The organism is Parachlamydia acanthamoebae, assembly GCF_000875975.1.
Classification (GTDB): Bacteria; Chlamydiota; Chlamydiia; order Chlamydiales; family Parachlamydiaceae; genus Parachlamydia; species Parachlamydia acanthamoebae.
In genome coordinates this window covers 476,057-497,741 of record NZ_BAWW01000066.1, presented here as the reverse complement: position 1 = coordinate 497,741, position 21,685 = coordinate 476,057, and the positions used below count along the sequence as shown (strand labels likewise).

General features: G+C 39.6%; 22 protein-coding genes. 12 read left to right on the top strand and 10 right to left on the bottom strand.

The features are described 5' to 3' along the window. Position 1: 1 nt before the first annotated feature. On the bottom strand, positions 2 to 247 hold the full coding sequence (locus AOM43_RS11725; protein ID WP_006341503.1) for a hypothetical protein: 246 nt from the start codon (positions 245 to 247) through the stop codon (positions 2 to 4). A gap of 25 nt (positions 248 to 272) precedes the next feature. After that, the gene (locus AOM43_RS11720) at positions 273 to 1,823 is read right to left on the bottom strand and encodes a hypothetical protein (protein ID WP_013924156.1); all 1,551 of its coding nucleotides are present in this window, start codon (positions 1,821 to 1,823) and stop codon (positions 273 to 275) included. A gap of 255 nt (positions 1,824 to 2,078) precedes the next feature. Between AOM43_RS11720 and sctJ the strand changes: the two genes are divergently transcribed. Genes sctJ through AOM43_RS11690 form a run of 6 tightly spaced genes read left to right on the top strand, consistent with a single transcriptional unit; the run spans position 2,079 to position 6,783 of the window. Beyond that, on the top strand, positions 2,079 to 3,044 hold the full coding sequence (gene sctJ, locus AOM43_RS11715) for a type III secretion system inner membrane ring lipoprotein SctJ (protein ID WP_006341501.1): 966 nt from the start codon (positions 2,079 to 2,081) through the stop codon (positions 3,042 to 3,044). A 24-nt stretch (positions 3,045 to 3,068) separates the two neighbouring features. Then, on the top strand, positions 3,069 to 3,941 hold the full coding sequence (locus tag AOM43_RS11710; protein WP_013924157.1) for a hypothetical protein: 873 nt from the start codon (positions 3,069 to 3,071) through the stop codon (positions 3,939 to 3,941). Then, positions 3,931 to 4,611, top strand: coding sequence for an HrpE/YscL family type III secretion apparatus protein (locus tag AOM43_RS11705; RefSeq protein WP_006341499.1), 681 nt, complete (start codon positions 3,931 to 3,933; stop codon positions 4,609 to 4,611). The genes AOM43_RS11710 and AOM43_RS11705 overlap by 11 nt, the downstream gene beginning before the upstream one ends. Positions 4,612 to 4,651: 40 nt before the next feature. After that, positions 4,652 to 5,602 (top strand): type III secretion system export apparatus subunit SctR, encoded by a 951-nt coding sequence (gene sctR, locus AOM43_RS11700; RefSeq protein ID WP_226987523.1) that lies wholly within the window; start codon positions 4,652 to 4,654, stop codon positions 5,600 to 5,602. Positions 5,603 to 5,622: 20 nt separating this feature from the next. Next, positions 5,623 to 5,901, top strand: coding sequence for a type III secretion system export apparatus subunit SctS (sctS, locus tag AOM43_RS11695; protein WP_006341497.1), 279 nt, complete (start codon positions 5,623 to 5,625; stop codon positions 5,899 to 5,901). 24 nt (positions 5,902 to 5,925) lie between these two features. Continuing rightward, complete coding sequence (locus tag AOM43_RS11690) at positions 5,926 to 6,783, top strand: EscT/YscT/HrcT family type III secretion system export apparatus protein (protein WP_006341496.1); 858 nt, start codon at positions 5,926 to 5,928, stop codon at positions 6,781 to 6,783. Between the two features lie 2 nt (positions 6,784 to 6,785). On the opposite strand, the gene AOM43_RS11685 is transcribed toward AOM43_RS11690, so the two are convergent. The 4 genes from AOM43_RS11685 to AOM43_RS11670 are packed head-to-tail and all read right to left on the bottom strand — an operon-like array spanning position 6,786 to position 10,912. Then, positions 6,786 to 8,036: an exo-beta-N-acetylmuramidase NamZ family protein gene (locus tag AOM43_RS11685; RefSeq protein ID WP_006341495.1), complete on the bottom strand. Its 1,251-nt coding sequence runs from the start codon at positions 8,034 to 8,036 to the stop codon at positions 6,786 to 6,788. 6 nt (positions 8,037 to 8,042) lie between these two features. Further along, positions 8,043 to 8,906, bottom strand: a complete 864-nt coding sequence (locus tag AOM43_RS11680; protein WP_006341494.1) for a DUF2156 domain-containing protein — start codon at positions 8,904 to 8,906, stop codon at positions 8,043 to 8,045. Positions 8,907 to 8,943: 37 nt separating this feature from the next. Beyond that, the gene (locus AOM43_RS11675; RefSeq protein ID WP_006341493.1) at positions 8,944 to 9,705 is read right to left on the bottom strand and encodes a purine nucleoside phosphorylase YfiH/LACC1 family protein; all 762 of its coding nucleotides are present in this window, start codon (positions 9,703 to 9,705) and stop codon (positions 8,944 to 8,946) included. A gap of 19 nt (positions 9,706 to 9,724) precedes the next feature. Then, on the bottom strand, positions 9,725 to 10,912 hold the full coding sequence (locus AOM43_RS11670) for a UPF0158 family protein (protein WP_059360409.1): 1,188 nt from the start codon (positions 10,910 to 10,912) through the stop codon (positions 9,725 to 9,727). A 182-nt stretch (positions 10,913 to 11,094) separates the two neighbouring features. Between AOM43_RS11670 and AOM43_RS11665 the strand changes: the two genes are divergently transcribed. Next, entirely contained in the window at positions 11,095 to 12,105 is a 1,011-nt protein-coding gene (locus tag AOM43_RS11665; protein WP_059360407.1) for a hypothetical protein, read from the top strand. Here AOM43_RS11665 and dapF read toward each other — a convergent pair. From dapF to murA, 3 genes are all read right to left on the bottom strand, one after another. After that, entirely contained in the window at positions 12,083 to 12,883 is an 801-nt protein-coding gene (dapF, locus tag AOM43_RS11660) for a diaminopimelate epimerase (protein ID WP_006341490.1), read from the bottom strand. The two genes, AOM43_RS11665 and dapF, sit on opposite strands and share 23 nt — an antisense overlap. Positions 12,884 to 12,888: 5 nt before the next feature. Beyond that, entirely contained in the window at positions 12,889 to 13,488 is a 600-nt protein-coding gene (locus AOM43_RS11655; protein WP_006341489.1) for an ATP-dependent Clp protease proteolytic subunit, read from the bottom strand. A 145-nt stretch (positions 13,489 to 13,633) separates the two neighbouring features. Further along, positions 13,634 to 15,037: a UDP-N-acetylglucosamine 1-carboxyvinyltransferase gene (gene murA, locus AOM43_RS11650; RefSeq protein ID WP_013924162.1), complete on the bottom strand. Its 1,404-nt coding sequence runs from the start codon at positions 15,035 to 15,037 to the stop codon at positions 13,634 to 13,636. 299 nt (positions 15,038 to 15,336) lie between these two features. Here murA and ispF point away from each other — a divergent pair, with 299 nt between their 5' ends. Then, a complete protein-coding gene (gene ispF / locus AOM43_RS11645) occupies positions 15,337 to 15,828 on the top strand; it encodes a 2-C-methyl-D-erythritol 2,4-cyclodiphosphate synthase (RefSeq protein ID WP_006341487.1) in 492 nt (163 codons plus the stop codon). A gap of 128 nt (positions 15,829 to 15,956) precedes the next feature. Further along, positions 15,957 to 16,214 carry a hypothetical protein gene (locus AOM43_RS11640; RefSeq protein WP_059360405.1) on the top strand — a complete coding sequence of 86 codons (258 nt, stop codon included), beginning with the start codon at positions 15,957 to 15,959 and terminating at the stop codon, positions 16,212 to 16,214. Between the two features lie 381 nt (positions 16,215 to 16,595). On the opposite strand, the gene AOM43_RS11635 is transcribed toward AOM43_RS11640, so the two are convergent. After that, positions 16,596 to 17,753, bottom strand: a complete 1,158-nt coding sequence (locus AOM43_RS11635; protein ID WP_059360403.1) for a ferredoxin reductase domain-containing protein — start codon at positions 17,751 to 17,753, stop codon at positions 16,596 to 16,598. Between the two features lie 208 nt (positions 17,754 to 17,961). Between AOM43_RS11635 and AOM43_RS11630 the strand changes: the two genes are divergently transcribed. From AOM43_RS11630 to AOM43_RS11620, 3 genes are read left to right on the top strand one after another with little or no spacing between them, the layout of a single operon-like run. After that, positions 17,962 to 18,816, top strand: coding sequence for an efflux RND transporter periplasmic adaptor subunit (locus tag AOM43_RS11630; RefSeq protein WP_059360401.1), 855 nt, complete (start codon positions 17,962 to 17,964; stop codon positions 18,814 to 18,816). Beyond that, positions 18,813 to 20,540 carry an ATP-binding cassette domain-containing protein gene (locus AOM43_RS11625; protein ID WP_059360399.1) on the top strand — a complete coding sequence of 576 codons (1,728 nt, stop codon included), beginning with the start codon at positions 18,813 to 18,815 and terminating at the stop codon, positions 20,538 to 20,540. Before AOM43_RS11630 ends, AOM43_RS11625 begins: the two co-directional genes overlap by 4 nt. Then, positions 20,537 to 21,685: an ABC transporter permease gene (locus AOM43_RS11620; protein ID WP_006341482.1), complete on the top strand. Its 1,149-nt coding sequence runs from the start codon at positions 20,537 to 20,539 to the stop codon at positions 21,683 to 21,685. The genes AOM43_RS11625 and AOM43_RS11620 overlap by 4 nt, the downstream gene beginning before the upstream one ends.

Below are 21,685 nucleotides of genomic sequence, written 5' to 3'. Positions count from 1 at the left end.
ATTACTTTTTGGGTTTTTTTAGTTCAGAAACATTAGGTTGTGCCATGCGTATTGTGACCCTTTCACTCGCAATTGGATTTCGCTTTGCTTTCTTTTCTCCACGAGAGCTGTGAAAAAAATTTAGGGCACTTTCGATCGTTTCATTCGTTGTTTTCCAGGTTCTACCCTTGTGCTTAGTTTTTTGCACTGCTGGTGTTTGCGGAGGGTGATTAAAAATACGTGCAAATGAGTTAAGATTAATACGCATAGCTTTACCCCGCAAATTTTATCATTTATTTTTGTTCTTTTTTATCTAGTGAAGCTTTTGCTTTCTTTTCTTTATCTGAAATTAATTCGCTATAATTTTCAAGATAAAAATTTAATTTTTTATCTAGTGTACTAATAGTACTTCCAGATTTTTTCTGAACCGATTCATCACTATTAAGTAAGGACTGTAATTGACCTAATTTTTCAGAAAAATCCGCTTTAATCATTTCTTTGATATCATTCGTTCTGTCTTTACCACCTATCGAAATAGGAAACGTAATTTTTGTTGAATCAAGTTTGATTACAAAACTAATAAAGTATTCACGAACTTGTTTTAATTTAACTTTGTCAGGTCTTATTGCCTTTTTAATTGCTAAATACTTATTAAATTCCGCAGGAAAATCTAGTTCTTTTCGGGCTTCGTTCACATCTTGAATCTTGGGCTTAATGTTGATCGAGTCAACAGCTTTTCTGAGTTTATCCTGATTAGGAAGTTTTAGAGATCCTTTGATGGCATCAACTAATATGCCGTAGCGAGGAATTCTTTGAAGTGGATTGGCTGTAGGTTCGAAATCATAAGTGTCTTTAAATTGTTTATTTGGCATCGAGTGATCTAGAAAATCCTCAATCTTAGCCTTGTTTCTTCCAATAAAGTCTTGCATGGGGAATGCGTTATAAACAAGAGAAGTCTGCAGCTTAACGTTTTGATTAAAGATGCTTCCATTGTCATTTACCAAATCGGCAAATTCTTTTACCGCCGTTTCAGATTTTTCTAGTGTTAAAGGAGGTTTCAAAGCTGGATCGATAATCTCTTCTATTTTTTCAGAAAGCTTTTTTGCTAGAGGGATATACTTTTCTTGGTATGTTTTTTGCCATTCAGTTAACATTTTTTTGTCGGCTTTATTTAAACCTTTCATAAACTTTTTGTCTTTTACCATGGCAGACAGAATTTCTGATTGAATTGAAATACCCTTGAAATGTCTTTGCTCAGTCTCTTTCAACTCTTTTAATGGTTTAGAAAATGGAATAAGTTGTTTATGCTCTTCTCCAGCTGAATCCACATGCACTTCATTTTCTGAACTTGAAGATGACACAGGTGTATTCATCACTTTTTTTGAGGCTAGTTCTATTTTTGCAGCAGTTGCACGGCTTGTGCTTTCTGGAGGAACTTCGGTTTTTAAAGCGGTGTCTTTGACTTCATTTGTTGAGTTGCTTGCAAGGGTGGGTTTATCAGATTTTAAAGTATCTGGTTTAATCGAATTATCTTTCTTTGATATCTCGGTTTTTTTAGATTCATCTTCTTTAGGTTTAGTCTTTTTTGTCTCAATTTGGTTTGTTTTTTTTGCAGCGGGAGAAGATAATTGAGAAATATTTCTTTGACTCAACTGTTTATTTGACACTGTGGATTCTTTTTTCCCAAAATTTGGTACAAATTTTTTAAAAAAATTCCCTATACCTCCAAAGATTCGCTTCCAAATCCGTCCTTCGTGTTTGACGCTTGGGGTTTCGGTGGGGGGAGAGTTAGTTGCGCTTTGGTCAATTGTTCTAGCTATTGGTCCAGTTAAAGGAGAAGTCATGATTACTATCCTTTAATTTAAATATAATTATTTATTTTATAATAATTTGCGATTTAATAATTTTATTATAGCATTTTTAGTTTTTTAATAATTTATGTTTTTTAAAAATTATATATTTTCATTTGCAAAAAATAAAATATATTGACGATTTCTTACACGAAATAAGCCCTGTTAGGAAAAACATTACTGTGGTAGGATGAGGCCAATTCAATAAAGGTTTAAAATTGTCAAAATTTTATAGACGGAAAATCAATCATGTCGGGAACTAAGATCTTGAGCAAGCTAGTAGGTACTGTTTTTTTGCTTTGCATGGCCTTTCTACTAACGAGTTGTGAATCGCGGAAAACGATTGTGAACGGTTTGGACGAAAAAGAAGCAAACGAAATTGTAGTGTTTCTTTCTAGCAAAGGCATCGATGCGATGAAGGTACAAAGCACTGAGGGAGCCGGAGGCGGTGGATCAAAAATTGTGTTGTGGGATATTAGTGTTTCCGCTGATAAGGCGACGCAAGCCATGTCGATCCTCAATCAGAGTGGGTTACCTCGTAGAAAACCACAAAGCCTGCTGGGCATCTTTTCAAATGTTGGGCTTGTTCCCTCTGAGTTGCAAGAAAGGATACGCTATCAAGCGGGTCTTGCCGAGCAAATTGCGAGTACGATTCGGAAAATTGACGGAGTTTTAGATGCAGAAGTACAGATCTCTTTCCCTGAAGAAGATCCCTTGAATCCAACTGGTGAAAAGAAAGGCAAAATTGTTGCTTCTGTTTACGTCAAGCACTCAGGCGTATTAGATGACCCGAATTCTCACTTAGTCACGAAAATCAAACGACTGGTTGCAGCTAGCGTGACAGGGCTAGACTATGATAATGTGACTGTCATTGGAGATCGCGCACGTTTTAGTGAAATGCCCATTGGATTAAAATCGGGTGGAGATGAAAAGCAATTTGTCAGCATTTGGTCAATCATTGTGGCTAAAGAATCTGCTTCTCGTTTTCGTATCATCTTCTTTGCATTCAGTTTGCTTCTCTTGCTTTTGACGCTCTTAATGATCTGGACCGGGTGGAAGCTCTATCCACTTTTAAAAAGTCACGGAGGCATTAAGCAGCTTTTCAATTTACATCCTATCTCTGCAGAACCTCCTAAAGAGGAAGAGAAAGAGACTCCAAAGGAAGAAGAGAAAGCGAGTGAAGGGGATAATGATCAGGATAAAGGTGTAACCTAAAGCTCTTCTGCCAGGATTGGAAAAATGATGAATACTAAAAGTCTGATGATGCTCAAGGTTTTGTTGAACCGTTATCATGAGAAAAAAATGAAGGAATTTATCGATTGCTTGCCTTCAGAAAATGTTCAGGCTATTCTGAGTACACAAACGGAAGCATCAGCTCCAGAGGCCGTTTTGTGGGCTTATGAAAATAAAATTGGCCAAGTGCATTATTCTTGGCTGGTCCCCATTTTAAAAAAGATTCCTATTGAAGAAGCCGCGTGGATAATGAGTGCGTTGCCTGTGGCGATTGTTTCTAAATTAAAAAAAGTGTGTCATATCTCCCCGCTTGAAGTGGAATTATCGGCTCCAGCAAAAGAATTTGCTTTGCATTATCTTTGGAAGCAGATTGAGCAGCCGGATGTGATGCCTATAGAGTTTTTGCCGCAAACCTCTCTATCCTTTCTCTTGCAAACCTCAAGAGAGGATTTGTTAGAAATAATAGATCTTCTGAGTATATACGATTTGGCTGACAAAGTACGTCAAATTGTTGATAAAAACCGTTTAAAGAATATTTACGGAAGTCTAAAGCCCATCGAGCTTCAATTTTTGCGTTTTTGTTTGAATAAACAAGAAAAACTAGCCATTTCTCCTCTAAATCTCGCTGATTGGAATGGAGATAGCCAACAATTACGGCAAAAGTTACATAGGCGGGGGCTGAGTCGATTGGGGCATGCTTTAGTAGGGGAATCCGCTGATTTTAAATGGCACTTTTTGCGCAAATTTGATGTTGCTAGAGCTGCTGTTCTACAGCATTGTTCCGAGAAGCAAGACACCTCCAAAGTGACAGCTATCTTAATTCAACAACTTTTAGGTTTGGTGAATTTTAGAAATAAAAAGGATAATCGTGAGCAATAAAAAATTATTATCTTTAATTTATGGAAAAGAAGACGCGATTCATCTAGCGCCTAGCTCTAAGGTCGTTTCTGCCGATGTATTTTCGAAACTATTAGAAGGGCAAGATATTCTTGCTAGGGTGAAAGAAGATGCTGAACGGTATCGAAAAGAAGTTGTTGCTGAATGTGAAAAACTGAAAGAAGCCGCTCAAAAAGAAGGCTTTGAAGCAGGTTTTAAGCAATGGGTTGAATATGTTGCGGACTTAGAAAAAGAAATCAAAGAAGTACGCGGAGAATTTGAGAAAATTGTTTTGCCTGTCGCTTTGAAAGCCGCCAAAAAAATCGTCGGCAAGGAATTAGAGGTTTCAAAAACGGCTATCTTAGATATTGTGACTTCCACACTCAAAGCGGTAGCTCAACATAAAAAAGTTGCGATTTATGTGAATAAGGAAGATTTAGAAGTCTTGAATGAAAATCGACAGAAAATCAAAGATGTGTTTGAGAATCTGGAAACCCTGTCGCTAGGAGTGCGTGATGATATTGCGCCTGGGGGTTGTATTATTGAGACCGAGAGAGGAATTATTAATGCCCAGATTGAGAGTCGATGGAAGTTGTTAGAAGAAGTCTTTGAATCGATGGCAAAGCCTTCCTTAAAAAAAGTAGAAAATGAAGAAGCCACAAAAAGCTCTTAAGCGTTACACAAGATAAAAAGAAGGCAAATCAATGGTTTTTATGGAATGTTCTTTTTATAAAATCTTTCTCCCGTTTCTTGCTTTCCTGCTGCTTGTGGGTGGATCATCGGGTTTTGCTTCGCAAGACCTTCTATTGGCGCAAACAACTCCTGCACCAACTTCAGGAGCTATTCCTAGACAACCCACTATTCCAGCTCCTTCCGCAACACCAGCAGTGCCTCGAGCATCTTCTACTTCGAATCCTTCAACAAGGAATTTACCTAAAAAGCAAAGCGTGACAGAACAGCTTTTGAATAATCAGGGTGGAATGGATGACATCAAGCGTCCATCGCTTATCACTCAGGCGATTGTTTTGACTATTCTGTCGTTATTGCCTTTTATTATCATGATTTTGACCTCCTTCCTTAAAATTGTGATTGTGCTTTCCCTTTTACGAAGTGCTCTGGGAGTTCAACAAGCGCCACCAAACCAGATTATCAATGGTGTGGCCTTTATGCTTAGCTTGTTTATTATGTATCCCACTGTATTAAAGATGTACGATGCAGCACAAAGTGTGATTGAATCAACGCGAGCTCCAGATTCGTTAGTTTCAGTCGAATCTTCTAAGTACATTGTGGATGTAGCAGATGCTTCTAAGGAGCCTTTAAGAATGTTTTTAAAGCGGAATTCAAGTGTTAAGCACCAAGCTTTGTTCTATCGGATGGCTTATCGAATTCTGCCGGAAAATTATCGAGCAACCTTGAAGCCGGATGATTTTATGATTGTGGTCCCAGCCTATATTACTAGCCAGCTGAAAGATGCATTTGAAATCGGGGTATTGATCTACATTCCATTCTTTGTGATTGACCTTGTGACCTCTAACATTTTGCTCGCCATGGGGATGATGATGCTTTCTCCCGTGACCATTTCAATGCCACTCAAACTTTTTCTTCTTGTCATGTTAGATGGTTGGACTTTGCTCATTGATGGATTGGTCAATACTTTCCGCTAAAAACGAAGGAGTACTTTAAAATGCATGCAACGCAGGTCATTCAATTAGCTTATCAAGGCTTGTTGCTGATTTTAATTTTATCAGCTCCTCCAATCTTGGTGAGTATGTTTTTTGGAATTTTGGTCGCGATTTTCCAGGCTGCGACGCAGATTCAAGAGCAGACCCTTTCCTTTACAGTCAAGTTATGCGCTGTGACACTGACATTGATGTTCTTAGGTGGGTGGTTGGGAGCTCAAATTATGACATTTGCTTCTAATATCTTTCAGCATTTCCCTGAATGGAGCTTAGCGACACAATAATGAGCCAAATAAAAGTCAATCACCATGCCTGAAATTCAACAAGAAGCTTATATCTCTGTTTTTTTGAACAGTGCGCTTGCCACTGGAGAAGTCGAAGGGGTATTGACGATTTTTTTGCTATTTTTAGCTAGAATGTTTCCCATTATTGCCCAGTCCCCTTTTTTGGGAGCGCGTGTTTTGCCGCACCCCGTTAAAGTGTCATTGGCGATTTCTTTGTTTGTAATTTTTTTCCCACAAATGCTTTTGCTGACAACCACTCCCATTGGATTCAATTTCAATGCGCTGTTGCTTCTATTTAAGGAAATTTTGATTGGGTTTATCTTAGGTTTTATTATCAGCATACCGTTTAGTATTGTTCAAAACGCGGGAATGATTATCGATCATCAACGCGGCGGTGCGAGTTTGATGGTCAATGACCCTACTATTCAAAACCAATCGTCTCCGGTGGGCACACTACTAAACATGGTATTGATTTTTCTATTTTGGGTCGTAGATATTCCTTTTCTATTCATCGATGCTATTTTTACTTCCTATGAAATTGTTCCTCCGGACCAGTTCATCAATCCGAACTTTTTTGATGCTGCATCACCTTTTCGAAAGACTCAAATTGAACTATTAAACAAAGTGATGGTGGTCTCCATTCAGCTAGCAACACCAGCTTTGTTGGCCATTTTAATGACAGATGTGTTTTTAGGGATTGTGAATCGCTTGGCTCCACAAGTACAAATTACGTTTTTGGGGATGCCGCTAAAATCACTTTTAGGTCTTGGAGTGATTTGCTTTGGATGGAATCTTTTGACCACACAAATGGTTAAAGACTCCTATGTTTGGTTGAACTCTATTAATGATGTCTTCAAATTAATGAAAACCCCGATTCCATAGCTTTAGAAGGCATAATCGGGGATCAGGTATTTGATTCTTTTCTTTTCAAATTGTTCTCTTTCTTTTTGATGCAGGCTGAGCAATTTCCACGTGCTGTACTGCTCTTGCTGAAGGATTTTAAAGACTTCATCTGTGCCATTGACCTTATTGAAAATATCTTGACGATTCTGGGCTTTTGCTAGAGCCTGCTGAAAATGTGTTTTGTACAAAGTTTTTAAAATTCCTAAGATTAAATATTGTGTGGAAACGGGCTTATATTTAGCTGGGTTGGTAATCAGAATTAACACACCTTGGCAATCTTGCTTGGCAAATTTTCCGTAATAAGGACGATATTTGAAAGGTTCAAAGTGAACCCCGGGAAAATCTTGCTCATTGAGTTTCTTTGCTAACGTCGTTCCATTAATCCAAGGTGCTCCAATGAGTTTGAAAGGTAACGTATAACCAATGCCGATGCTAACAAGTTGTAATTCTCCAATAATACCTGTTGTCGGGTAATAAAAAGTGGTATTTGCCTCAGGGATGCATGGACTTGTCGGAATCCAGGGAAGACCTGTGTCTTGGAATATCATATCTCGTCGCCAGCCTTTCATGGGGATAACGGTAAGCTGACATCCAATTTGGTATTCTTGATTAAAGAACTGGGCGAGTTCTCCGATGGTCATCCCATGGCAGTAAGGGACATTGATATATCCAACAAAGGATCTCCATTTTTCTTCAAGCATGGGTCCATCAATAATAAGGCCCCCCAAGGGGTTTGGGCGATCCAAGACCCAAACAGGAATGTTCTTCTTAGCAGCTTCTTCCATCGCATAAAAAAGAGTCGTGCTGTAGGTGTAAGAGCGAGATCCGATATCCTGGATATCGTAAACTAATATGTCAACACCTTTTAGCATTTCGTCGGTGGGTTTTCGTGTTTTGCCATATAGGCTGTGGATTGGAATGCCATCAGGATCAACCTTTGATTGGAGCTCTTGCTCTGCATAGACATCCCCATCTAACCCATGTTCAGGGCCAAAGAGGGCGACTAGTTTAAAACCCTTGGATTTAGCGTGGGTTTTAAAGAGCTGAATCGTGGAATGTTTTTTTTCATTGAAAGCTGTGTGATTGGTGATGAGCCCGACTTTTTTTCCTTTTAAAAGGGAGACATAAGGCGCATTCATTACACGGTCTGCGCCGACTTGAATTTGGGATTCTATGCCATGCAAAGTTGTACATGCGCATAACCAAAGCAGTAAAAAGTAAAATCGATGCATAAAACCTCAAACTAAAGAAATCCACCATTTATTGACGAGTTGATCAGGCTCATAGGCCTCTTTGGCCTGCCTAAGAGAAGGAATTCCCAAATCCTGTTCTAAATTAATCCACAAAGTATCTTCTGAAAGATGGGCTGCAAAGTCTTCATACAGAAAAGGAGTTAGACCCTTAATTGCATGTAAAGCTTTTGAAAAGTGTAAAATAGCTGTGGACGGAGTGAGTTTTTCCCCAATCGTAAAAGCAACTGGAGCCCCATCCACGTAACACATACGCCCCATAAATTGGAACGGTTTTAAATGTTTTAAGGCTTCTTGGCAAGGATAAAAATCGGTTTCATCTGCCGGAAAGGAAGATTGTTTTTGCCATTTTTCTAAAACTTGTAAAGCATCCGTATAATCGCATTCGCAAAAGGACTCTGTATGCACTTCATGCTCTTGAGTGAGCTGATGGAGGAGATTGCGTCGGCTACTTAATTTTCGCCCAGGTAAAGTCTTTAATTTATCGACAGAAAAAAGATAATCGGATTGATCGCGGTTATATCTTGCTTGCACAGGAAAATCTTTGAAACAATCCAACCATTGATCTGGAATAGGAAATAAAGGAGCGATTTTTAAAAGTTCAAGAATACGCTCTTTAGATAATCTATCCGGATGAAACGTGGGAATTAAAAAATTTTCCCCGCTCCTAGAAACGCCTCTCACCAAGACAAGATTGTCTATGTGTTTGACTTCATACGCATGCTGTTTACGAAATAGAAAATTGTTGGGAAAGCTATATTCAGATAGGACAATTCCATTTTGTTGACAAAGTGTTTTCCACTGAGAGTCAAGTATAGATTGATGTTCCAAAGCTAGTGGAGACCATGACATAAAAACACTCCGAACGTAAGATCCAAAAGTCGATATTCTAAATTTTTTTAGCAAGCATTGCAAAGGTTCCGTTTCTTCCTGTTATACCATCGCGGCGGTAAGAAAAAAAATCTAAAGAAAGGGAATAGGTATTCATTTTTGCAATTTCAATGTGATGAGGCAAAACGCCACATGCTTTTAGCTGCATTTGACTGATGGACCATAAATCAAAATAGAGAGGGCGAATTTGGAAATCCCAGAAGTGGGAAGGGAGTTCTGTTTGAAAATGCTTAAACTCCGCATTTTCTGGACCGAGACTGGGTGAAATGCCTACTAAGAGGTTTTCAGGTTTTGTTCCAAAAGTTGTTTGCAGATACCGAGTGGTTTTTTGAAGAATGTTTTGAACATTGCCTCTCCAGCCCACATGCACGTTGGCAAGAGCTTGCGTGATAGGGTCAAACATGATAACAGCTTGACAATCTGCATGCATGACAAACAATGCCTGTTCTGAGAGATTTGTGACTAGCATATCAGCTTCTTGTGGGGAAGCGTTCGCATCTTTAATATGCCAGATATGATCTCCATGGCATTGTTTAGCCACGTGAATAGAGGGGAGTTGATGTGTGGACTGCACCTTCTCAAGATTTTGGGCAATTGCTAAGTGTTCGTCTTGGGTACTATATAAACCCAGATTTAAACTTGAAAACGAGCCACTGCTAAAGCCTCCTTGGCGTAAAATAGTGCCATGTTGGAGGCCTTTGCAGTCAGCTAATAACTCAAATTCTAGCCATTCGATTCCATTTTTTTTGTGACGAAGCATGTGGATAGAATCTCAAAGCTTATTTTTTTGTTTTTTGCTTAGCTCCAGGTGTTGTGCGGCGTAATAAAGCTTTTTTAGGTTTTGCAGGGGCTTTTTCCGCAGCTTTTTTCGTTTTAGCAGCAGGTTTTGCTTTTGCAGGAGCTTTACTTTTCGTTAGGCGCTTTGCTTTTGGTTCTTTTGCGGCTTTTGCTGTAGATTCTTTTTTCTTACCCTTAGAAGCTTTTGGAGAATCGTCTACATCCCAGTCGTCATCTTCATCATCTTCGTCATCGTCATCCCAGTTCTCTTGCACAACGGGTTTGGTTTTTTCAACTTCTCCTTCCACCCATCGATTGGAAAGATGTCGAAGCGTTTCCAATTTACTGGATAGGTCAGTCACGTTGAGATCAACATCACCTAGCAAGTGAGAGCGGCGATGTGCCATTAATTCTTCTCCACTTTCAAATTTAGAAGAGAAGGTTACATCAAATGCACTCGAAATATCTGGAGTGAACAGGAGTGGAAGAATCGGTGAAGGTACTGTGATATAGATATCAGTCGTCATTTGCGGTTCAATTTCTTGTTTTACCGCTTGTTTAGGAGGGCGACCCCGTTTTGGTCGTGGATTAAGTGCTTCGCTGGAGTAATAAGTCTTTGCTTTAGCCGTGAGGACTTTACGTGCCGAAGCAATGTCGTTGCTGACTTTTGGTTGAAAAAGATTGCGTTTCAATTTTTCAATCATATTTTTGGCTAAATCAAGATCTTCTTCAAAAACGAAGTGAAAGTTATGACTGCGCAGCCATTCGATAATGCGAATGCGAGAGCGCTCTTGGTAATACTGCTGCCATTTTTCAAGTTCTGAGTGATGATCATAGATAAACTCAAGGAAATGCTCACGCGCCTCTTTAGATTGAATGATATCTAAAAGTTTTTCCTTTGTGTCAATATCGTAGACTTTTTCGTTGACGAAACCTTCCATAATTTTTTTTGTTTCGTAAAAAGTCAGTTTTGGTATGAGGCAATAGCGTTCCGGGTTATTTTTAAGCTCTTCCTCAAACGCATCCAAATCCTCTTGTGGCTTATCTAGATCGACATAAATAATGAAGCCTTCTTGTCTATCTAAGTAAAAATCTCTTTCATCATCCGATTTTGCAAAAGCTTCCATCAAGCGATGGCTGCGTAAGATTAAAGGATTTTGTGCTTGGAGCTTAACTTTGGTATTGCTCATTGACTCTCCCTAAAGAAAAACGTGAGTTCATAAATTTCTGAATTTGACTCGATTGTACTGAAAATAAAGAGTTCCATTCAACCGAAAAGGGGGATTTCAGAATAAATGATGATTTATACAAATTGTAAGTAAGATGTTTTTGTATTAAAATGATTACATAGACACGAAAAGGAGCTTTTAAAATGAATCGCATCGATCAATTCACCGACCAAGCCAGTCGATTACTGTTTTTTGCCGTTGAAGATAAGAAACATAGTCTAGCGGTAGAGGAGTGGGTTGCTTCCCTTCCCGAAAATTTAACCCCTCTTCAACAAAATCAAGCTTACGCTGCGCTCGATTTGATCGACACACATTTGGGTCGTAAAACAAAACGGTTATTTTCGATTTTCATGGCGAAAGCTAAAAAAGAAAGAATGCGGAAAGCGATGGATCTGATTCAGGAGGCAAAAACCCGGCTTTCCTACGATTCGAGCTTGACAAGTGAAGTGGAGGCCCGCCTAAAATTTTATGGCAATACAGCGCACCGATTAGGGATTAAAAGGGCCGCAGAACATGATGCTTTAAGCATAAAAGTAATGAGCGCTAAATTTTGGGAGCACGCAAAGAATTATTCCGAGTATGAAAAGTATATGCGTTTATTTTTTCAAGGTGAGCATATGTTGATTGAAGAAAATGAGACCTATGCTTTGTATGACTGCTTGAGAGTGGCACGGAGAGGGGCTTATTTAAGAGGTTCTAGTCACTATGATCACGGAACAATTAATGGAAAGACGGGAGGCCCTCCGCCGATGAATAAGACAATCACGGCCGTCGCGAACCCTCAGTACGCAATCACAGGACCCCAAATTAAGTCTTTGCTTTTTGGACGGGTTAAATTAGCCGTCGATGAAAAGGACAATCCTCTCTTTGGAAAAACCTTTGAGCAAAGCTGTCAAGAAGCCGGGAAAAAAAAGAAAGAGGCTCCTAAACGTTTCAAACAATATACTTTTGTTCAGACAGAATGGGCGCCAGATAGTGATACTATTTATTCAAAAAACTTTTGGAAGCACCGCGTATTTTCTTTTTTTCTTTACAAATGTCGAAAGCTATTCCATTTCGAAAAGCCTAATGTGGGACCGTATGGCTATGGGCATGCTGATAAGGGATATAATGCTAAATCAAATCCAACGCTTATCCGGCTAAAACCCCTTTAAAAGTACAAATGGCAGGGCCTGTTAGGCGTACATTGCGGAATTTTGTCGTTTTTTCAAATTGAATTTCAAGATTATCTCCGGAGCGTGTTTTGATCGAAACAGGTGAGGAGATTCCTTGTATTTTGGCGGCAGCAATCGCAGCAGCTGTTGCTCCTGTGCCGCAGGCCAATGTTTCTTGTTCGACACCTCTTTCATAGGTACGTAAAGAAATTTCCTCTTTTTTAATTTGAGCAAAGTTGACATTGACCCCTTTTGGAGAAAAATGAGGGTGAGCGCGAATTTTAGGGGCGAGTGTCATCCAACGAGCTTCTTCAAGTTCATCAACAAATATGACAGCATGTGGCACGCCCGTATCCACCCAATGCACGGTGAGTAGTGTTTGATCCACTTCAATTTGTGTATCCCATTCAATTTCTGCTGGATCTGTCATAGATATCGTGATCGAATCCCCGAAGGGAAATGCCTCTAAAAGAGAGTGCATGGTTTGGATGGTGTAGTGTTTTTTTTGAATGCCAATTTCTTGAGCAAATTTGACTAGGCAACGAATGCCATTACCACACATTTCTGTTTCGTATCCATCCGCATTAAAAATTCGCATGCGAAAATCGGCGATATGGGAGAGTTCAAGAAGAATTAAGCCATCGGCTCCAATTCCATGTCGCCTCAGGCAAAGACGCTCAATGAAAGAAGCATCGCGATCAGGGAAACGTTGATCGCGATTATCAATCAAAATAAAATCGTTGCCGCAGCCACTGTATTTTGAAAAAGAAAAGTTCATTTAAGTTAGCTTAAATCTTTGTAGGATTCGACAACTCCACTGAGAAGGCCGAATTCATAAGCTTCTTGCGCGGACATCCAAGTATCTCGATCAATGGCTTTTTCAATAGCCGCAAAATCTTTACCCGTTTCGCGCATGTATAACTCAATGAGGGTGTTGCGTGTTTTTAACATTTCTTTTGCTTGGATTTCTAAGTCCGTTGCCTGCCCTTTAATCACACCACCAATTAGAGGTTGGTGAATCATAAAGCGAGAGTTAGGAGTCGCAAATCTTCTTTTGGGTGCTCCAGCTAAACTTAAAACAGAACCCATTGAGGCGGCTAATCCGGTTACAAGAGTCGTAACAGGAGAAGAAATCATTTTGATTTGGTCCCAAATTGCAAAACCTGAGTCAACGGAACCTCCAGGACTATTAATCACAAAAAGGATAGGTTTTCCTGGGGCAGTCAATTCGAGATACCACAATTTTTTAATGATATCTGCGGCTGTATTGCTATCAACGGCATCGCTTAGAAAAATGCGTCTAGCTTCGAGAAGCGCACGATCGATTTTTTCTTCCGTTTTAGGGGTCGGAATGGAATCTTGGTCTTGATCATTTTTAGGCATTGTGGTCTCCGATTTAAAATTCAAAAGAGATGGTCTATGAAATAAGTCTCTTTTAGAGCTCATTATCCTGTTTCACTCTCCTTTTTTCAAGCAGATTTCGCTCAAACAATCAAACGAAACTTAAGAGAAAAGGATAGCTTTGGTTTTAAGCAAGCTGTGCTTCTGCGACCATTGGAATACTTGGTTTTTGAATCTCTTCAAATGTAGGAGAAGAATTCTTCTCTAACTTGATTCTAGAGGCTTCAGCTCCAAGGTTTTGCAGTTTTCCTGCGAGGTTTTCATAGCCGCGATCTAAAAAGTGTAAGCCTGAAATTGTACTTTCGCCAGATCCAAGCAGTGCTGCCATGACATAGGCAAAGCCTGCGCGAAGGTCAGGAATTTTAATTTCCTTACCTGTCAAAGGAGTCGCTCCTTTTACGATAATACTGTGGCAGAAACTTTGTGCATTGAATCGGCATTCTTTTCCCCCGAGACATTGTCTAAATAAGGTGATATCCGCTCCCATACTTCCTAAAACTTCTGTGTAACCAAAACGATTTTCATAAACCGTTTCATGGATAACGGAGGAACCAGATGCTTGAGTTAAAAGAACGACAAAAGGCTGCTGCCAATCCGTCATAAAACCTGGATGGACATCTGTCTCAAGATGAAGGCCGCCCTGTAAAGGCCCATCATAGAAAAATTCGATGCCATTGCTTTTAATGTCAAAACCACCACCTACTTCACGAATTTTGTTTAAAAAAGTGATCATATTGTAGTGTTGAGCGCCTTCTACGAAAACTTTTCCTTTAGAAGCAATGGCAGCCATACCCCATGAAGCCGCTTCAATGCGGTCAGGAATAACAGTGTGTTCAACTTCGTAAAAACGACGTGTTCCTTGAATGCAAATCGTACGGTCCACATCGTAAAAAATGTTGGCTCCAAGCTTTTGGAGGAATAAAATGAGTTCGATAATTTCAGGTTCTGTTGCTGCATTTTTAATCACAGTCATTCCACGCGCAGTTACAGAAGCCAAAATGGTATTTTCAGTAGCCCCTATGGAAGGATAGGGAAGGTGAATGATTGTTCCTTTCAGTCCATTGTGAGCATGTGCAAAATAGGCGCCCTCTCTTTTCATCTCTCGGTATTCAATGGAGGCTCCCAATTTGCGTAGAGCATCGATGTGGAAATCGACAGTGCGGCTTCCGATTGCGCAACCGCCAACAGTGGGAACGATAATATCTTGATCCGTTCGTCCTAGGAGCGCGCCGATCATCAAAATAGGGATGCGATTAGATCCTGAAAAGCGTTGAGGGACATAGGCGGTTTTAAGTTCTGGTGTGACGACTTCCATGCAGCCTGCTTCTCGGTCCCAATTGACCTTCATGCCGATTTCTTGGCATAGAGAGACCGTGACCTCCACATCTCCAATATTAGGAACATTGTAAAACGTGCATTTTTTATCAGAGAGCAAAGACGCAACAAGCAGCTTTGTCATTGCATTTTTTGCACCAGCAGCTTTAACAGTTCCGTTTAAACGTGCGCCGCCTTTAATTTTGAGTATTTCCATGAGACTCACAAGTCGCTTTTAGAGGGATAAGAATCGTTTTTAATTATATGGATGAAGACAACCCCTTCTTAACAGTCTGAGTATTTAAATTCAATATAAAAGCTGAAATAACGTGTAATAATGGGGTCCAAGCTATACTAAAAGGTAGAAGTAATTTGATTTCTTAATTCTTTTCCATAATAAAGGTTCTGTATGAATTCATTTTTATCAAATTTGAAAGAACAATTTTTTCTTTTTTATAAAAAGGTTTTTCTGCAATATGGCTGCTGATTTATGGATTTTTAGCAGGAGACCTTCGTATGTCTAAAAAAATTAGAACGGGACTAGGACAAGACAGCCATCGCTTTTTGCAACCCGATTCATCTAAGCTTTGCATTATTGCAGGGGTGATTTTTGATGATACCCCAGGATTTAATGCAAATTCTGATGGAGATGTTGTGTATCATGCCATTTGCAATGCGATCACTTCGCTGTCCGGTGTTCTTATTCTGGGGGGGATTGCCGACGATCTATGCTTAAACGATGGAATTACAGATAGCGAAGTTTATCTAAAAGAAGCCTTAAAAACTTTAGGGAAACAAAAAATTGTGCATGTAGCGATTTCATTGGAAGGGAAAAAGCCTAAGTTTAAAGACAAAATTCTTCAAATGCGTGAGAAGATCGCACAGGTGATGGGATTGAGTGTAGAAGAAGTGGGCATTACGGCAACTTCTGGGGAAGGATTAACTGATTTTGGATGTGGAGATGGTGTTCAGTGCTTTGCCATCTTAACGACCGAGGAAGACATTTAATCGATATAACTCACTTGAGCTATATCAAGGTCTGCCAAAATTCCCTGCTTCATACGATGTTAAGCCATTTCTCTGCTTTCTAAAGTATCAGCTAAATATTCAAGGCGCAATTCAATGGAGGATTCTAAATGAAAAATAATTTTATCGTGATATTGCTTGGATTGACATTGATTTCCTCGATGCTATTAGCTGAAACCAATAGCTCTAGTGCTTTTCGAGCCAAAGATGGAAAACATGGTTCTTATGGCTATGGGAATAAAAAGGGTGAGGATGGAGATCTCGGACAGAAAGGTGAATCTGGTCAGGATGGCGGTCATGGAGGAAATGGTGGTGGTAGCGATTTTGGACAAGGGGGAAATGGCGGAGATGGCGGAGATAGCGACTAAAAATTCCACTATTTATATGTATTTTCTTTTCAAGGTAAAGTTTTTTATCTTCTAACCAAAAAACTTAAAAAAAGTAAAGCGTACGACAGACATTCCTAAAATTGGAGAGTTCTGCTGGAACGAATTGTCGACTTCTAATGTTCAAGAAGCAAATTTCTCTTTATTGGATGGCTTACATTTTCATCACCCAGATCCTACAGGCGCCCCTATTGCATGAACCGCTCAAATGTAAATTTCAAAGAATGGCTGATAGAAGGTTAATTTTTCTATCAGGCATTCATTTTCGACCATGCAATCAAAATAACTCTATGATGATCGATTGTTTGGTATCTCTGCAGTCAATTTTGGTTGGGTTATTTGAACCTTTATACTTATTGCTTTTTAGTAAACATCCCGCAAATACCTTTTTTCACTTTTCAGTGTTTTAAGGTATTTTTCAGTCTCTGCTTCATCTAGCTTTCCGTGTGTACTCACAATTTGTTTAAGTGTTTTTTCTACGTCTTTTGCCATTTGATGCGCGTCGCCACAAACAAAAAGAGTTGCTCCATTTTGGAGCCATTCGAAGACCTCGGCGCCTTTTTCAAGCAAAAGATGCTGAACATATATCTTTTGTTCTTGGTCACGTGAAAAAGCAGCATCTAAACGTAAGTTTCCTTTTGCTTCCAAGTCTCTCCAATAACCTTCATAGAAAAAGTTATGGGCTCTATGCCATTCTCCAAAGAAAAGCCAATTTTTCCCGGGTGCATTTTGGGCCATTCTTTCTTGCATAAAAGCGCGGAAGGGGGCAATGCCTGTTCCTGGTCCAATCATAATCATAGGGGCGTGGATGTTTTCTGGAGTCGTGAATCCGTGGTGAGCTTGAACGTAGAGAGGGACGACAGATTCATTTAAAGGGGCTAAATGACATAAATAATGCGTGCAAACACCCCGTTTTATTTGTTCATCTGTCAGTGTGTGAGGAAGGGCAACAGTCAGGTGCATTTCTTCACCGACAGCTTTCATAGAAGAGGCGATTGAGTAAAAGCGGGGAAGAAGAGGCATTAAGCAATTACAGAGTTCTTGTAGATCCCATTGAACTTCTTGGTGTTCTTCTAAAAATTCCCACAGGCCATGTTCTTCCAGATAAGATTTCAGTAGAGGCTGATTTTCACTTTGCAAAAAATAATCGAGTTGGGCTTTTTTATCAGCGTCCAGCTGTCTAGCAGCAGTTTCTGTGTATAACTTGCGACTGACTGTTGTAATAGCCGCTTTTGTTGTTAAAAATGCACGAAGAGGAAGTGTTTCTTGAGCACGTTTGTCAAAAACGATTTCGTCTCCGGAAGCGTTTAAAATTTGCAATGTTTGATCGACAAGTTCGACATCGTGTTGAGGGAAAATAGCGACGCTATCCCCAACAGCATAAGAGATTCCAGAATCTTTTAAATCCAAAACTAAATGATAGGTATTTTTTTTGGAGCCGGGATTGCAAAGCGAATATCTCTCTTTGATTGTGGCTAAAAAAGGATTTTTACGATCATAGATTTTTGAAGGAGTAGACATATTATAAAAAGCCTAAATTCTATTATTAAAGCTTCTATTTTCTCTTAAATTGTAACTTTTGTCTATAAAAAAATAAGAACACTTAAATTTTTAAATGAGGAAATGCAAAATTTGTTTAAAGCATTCATTTGTGGGTTCCCTTGACAACCTTTTCTAAAAATGGAATATAGGGTTTTAATTTATAAAATAAATGTGACGCGAGACGAAAATGAAAAGAGCTTTGATTATTTTCCTGATCTTTATTCTACTTGCAGCAGGAATATTCGCGATTTACAAGTATTTTTCAGGGAAAGACCGGTCTAATGAACTGATTCTTTATGGAAATGTCGATATTCGGCAGGTTGATCTAGGCTTTCGTGTAAGTGGACTGGTTGAAAAATTATTTTTTGACGAAGGTGATGAAGTTCATGCGGGAACATTGGTCGGAGTGCTTGATAAAAAAATCTATGAAGATCAGGTCGCACAAGCTGAAGCGAACGTCAAATCGATTAGTGCCAATTTAGCGAATGCAGAGAAGCTCTACAAAAGAAGGCAAGAGCTACTTCCGTCAGGATCTGTTTCACAAGAAGATTTAGATGATGCTTATTCAAATTGGAATGTTTTAACCGCAAATTTAGAACAATCTCAAGCCTCTTTGCGTGTTGCACAAGATAACTTGTTTTATACAGAAATGTATGCTCCGACAGATGGGTTTATTTTAACCAGAATTCGGGAACCAGGTTCTGTCGTCAAAGAAAGTGATCCTGTTTGTACGGTTTCCATTAAATCTCCCTTATGGATTCGAGCCTATGTTTCAGAGGGTAATTTAGGAAAGATTTACCCCAACATGCCGGCAGAAGTTTATACGGATACTCCCACTATGCCTGTCTATCATGGACATATTGGTTTTATCTCACCTGTTTCCGAATTCACTCCGAAAACCGTGGAAACCACCCAGTTGCGGACCGATCTTGTTTATCGTTTAAGAGTTATTGTAGATGACCCAGATCGATATTTACGACAAGGCATGCCGGTAACAGTGAGACTTAAATTGGGGGATGATCCCCATCAGGAACAATCGTGAGTGATCTTGTTCAAATCAATCAATTAACTAAAATTTTTGAAAAAGGATCAGCTCCGGCCCTGGATTGTATTCAAGCATCCGTTCCGAAAGGGAAAATTGTGGGGTTAGTCGGGCCCGATGGTGCAGGGAAAACGACTCTGATTCGTCTCATGGCTGGATTGCTTCTACCCACAAAAGGAAATATATCGGTAGCTGGGTTTGATACGGTTAATGATGCTGAAGAGATTCATCTCATTCTTGGATATATGCCGCAAAAATTTGGTCTTTATGAAGATTTGAGCGTTCAGCAAAACCTTGATCTTTACGCAAGTTTGAGGGGCGTGCCAAAAAATGAACGCAAAGAAACGTTCGAAAAACTATTAAAATTTACATCTTTAGAACCTTTTACAGAGAGACTAGCAGGTGCTCTTTCGGGAGGGATGAAGCAAAAACTTGGGCTGGCCTGTGCATTGATCCGGACACCTCAGTTATTATTATTGGATGAGCCCAGCGTCGGAGTTGATCCTGTTTCTCGACGTGAATTATGGAAGATGGTTCACCAGTTGATTGATGAAGGTGTGTCAGTCCTTTGGAGCACCGCTTATTTAGATGAAGCTGAGCAATGTGATAGCGTTCTTCTATTAAATGAAGGCAAGATGTTATTTAACGGGATTCCCCAAGATTTGACAAAGCGAGTACAAGGACAAACCTTTAAAATCGAACATATCACAGGACGGAAGCGGGTTGTTTTAGTAAAGGCTTTATCTTCGGAAGATGTGATTGACGGGGTCATTCAAGGTCGAGATGTACGGATTGTTTTTAAAGGAAAAAGCCATCGTTTAGATCTGAATACATTGGGAGCTGGACCTGAAGCTAAGCTCGAGGAAACGCCTCCTCGTTTTGAAGATGCCTTTATTGATATTTTAGGTGGGGGGCCGAGCGGTGAATCAGAACTAGCCAAAATTACCAAACCAATAAAGCCTGAAGAAACACCCGTCGTAGAAGCCATCGGCTTAACTAAGCGATTTGGAGAATTTACAGCCGCAGATGACATTACTTTTAAAATTAAGAGTGGAGAAATTTTTGGATTATTAGGTCCAAATGGAGCGGGTAAATCGACCACCTTTAAAATGATGTGTGGATTGCTGAAACCTACAGCAGGGGAATCATTTGTGACAGGGCTTAATCTGCAGGATGCTCCTGGTGAGGCTAGGGCCCAAATTGGCTATATGGCACAAAAATTTTCTCTCTACGGAAATTTAAGCGTTATGCAAAACCTGCAATTTTTTTCAGGGATTTATAATCTCACAGGTACATATCGAGCTGAAGCTGTACAGAAAATGGTCGACACATTTGATCTAAAACCCTATCTCAACGTTTCCGCAGATGAACTTCCTTTAGGTTTTAAACAGCGCCTAGCCCTATCTTGTGCTGTGATGCACAATCCAACTGTACTTTTTTTAGATGAACCCACATCCGGTGTAGATCCAATTACTCGCAGAGAATTTTGGAATCACATCAATGGGCTTGTTGAAAAAGGGGTGACAGTCATGGTGACCACTCACTTCATGGATGAAGCTGAATATTGCGATCGCATTGGAATGGTGTATCGCAGTCGTTTGATTCGTTTAGGGTCACCGGATGAGTTAAAAGACATTGTAAAAACAGATCATAACCCTTCACCTACTCTTGAAGATGCTTTTATCGAATTGATTAATCGGTACGATCAGGAGCATGCTAAATGAATGAGGCTGCGCAAATAAAAAAAGAAGGGAGTATCAGGCGCATTAAAGCTCTTGTGATTAAGGAATTTTTTCAGATCATCCGAGATCCAAGCAGTATTTTGATTAGCTTATTGCTTCCTATGATCTTGTTGTTTCTTTATGGATTCGGTGTTTCTCTTGATTTGAATCATTTGCGACTTGGTTTAGTGTTAGAAGAAACAACCGTTGATGCCATTAGTTTTGCTGAATCGCTTAAAAACTCTCCTTATTTTGAAGTGAGGATGGCAAAAGATCGTCGAAGTTTGGAGGATTTAATCATTGCAGGTAAAATCAGAGGCATTGTCGTTGTTCCTTCCTATTTTTCTGCTTTTAAAAAACGGACGGATCAGCCCGCACCCATTCAAGTCATTGCGGATGGAAGTGAGCCCAATACAGCTGCATTTGTGCAAAATTATGTTTTAGGTGCTTGGAACATCTGGTTACAACAGGAAAAAATTAATCAGAATCTTAAAGGTTTACCTCTAGTTAACCCTCAGCCAAGGTTTTGGTATAACGAAGAGTTGATTAGTCGAAATTTTTTAGTTCCCGGATCTTTGGCCATTATCATGACGTTGATTGGGACTTTGCTTACCGCTTTAGTTGTCGCAAGAGAATGGGAAAGGGGGACAATGGAGGCTATGATGGCGACACCAGTGGGCATTTACGAATTACTGTTTGGTAAATTAATTCCTTATTTTTTTTTAGGAATGACATCTATGATGATTTGCGTTGCAGTGGCGGTTTTTTTCTACAATGTGCCATTTAGGGGATCGTTTTTGTTGTTAGCTCTCGTTTCGGGTGCTTTTTTATTTTGCGCAACCATCTTGGGATTATTAATTTCTACACTCAGTCGCAATCAATTCATCGCATCCCAAATCTCCATGTTTGTGGGGTTTTTGCCCGCATTTATCCTTTCTGGTTTTATCTTCGAAATTTCGAGCATGCCTTTTGTTATTCAACTTGTAACTTATATTATTCCAGCACGCTATTTCGTCTCTTGCCTTCAAACTTTGTTCTTAGTAGGAAATATTTGGAGGCTAATTATCCCTGATTTGCTTTGTATGTTAGCTTTTGGATTTATTTTATTAATGATAACGGCCTTTAAAACAAAAAAAAGATTGGATTAG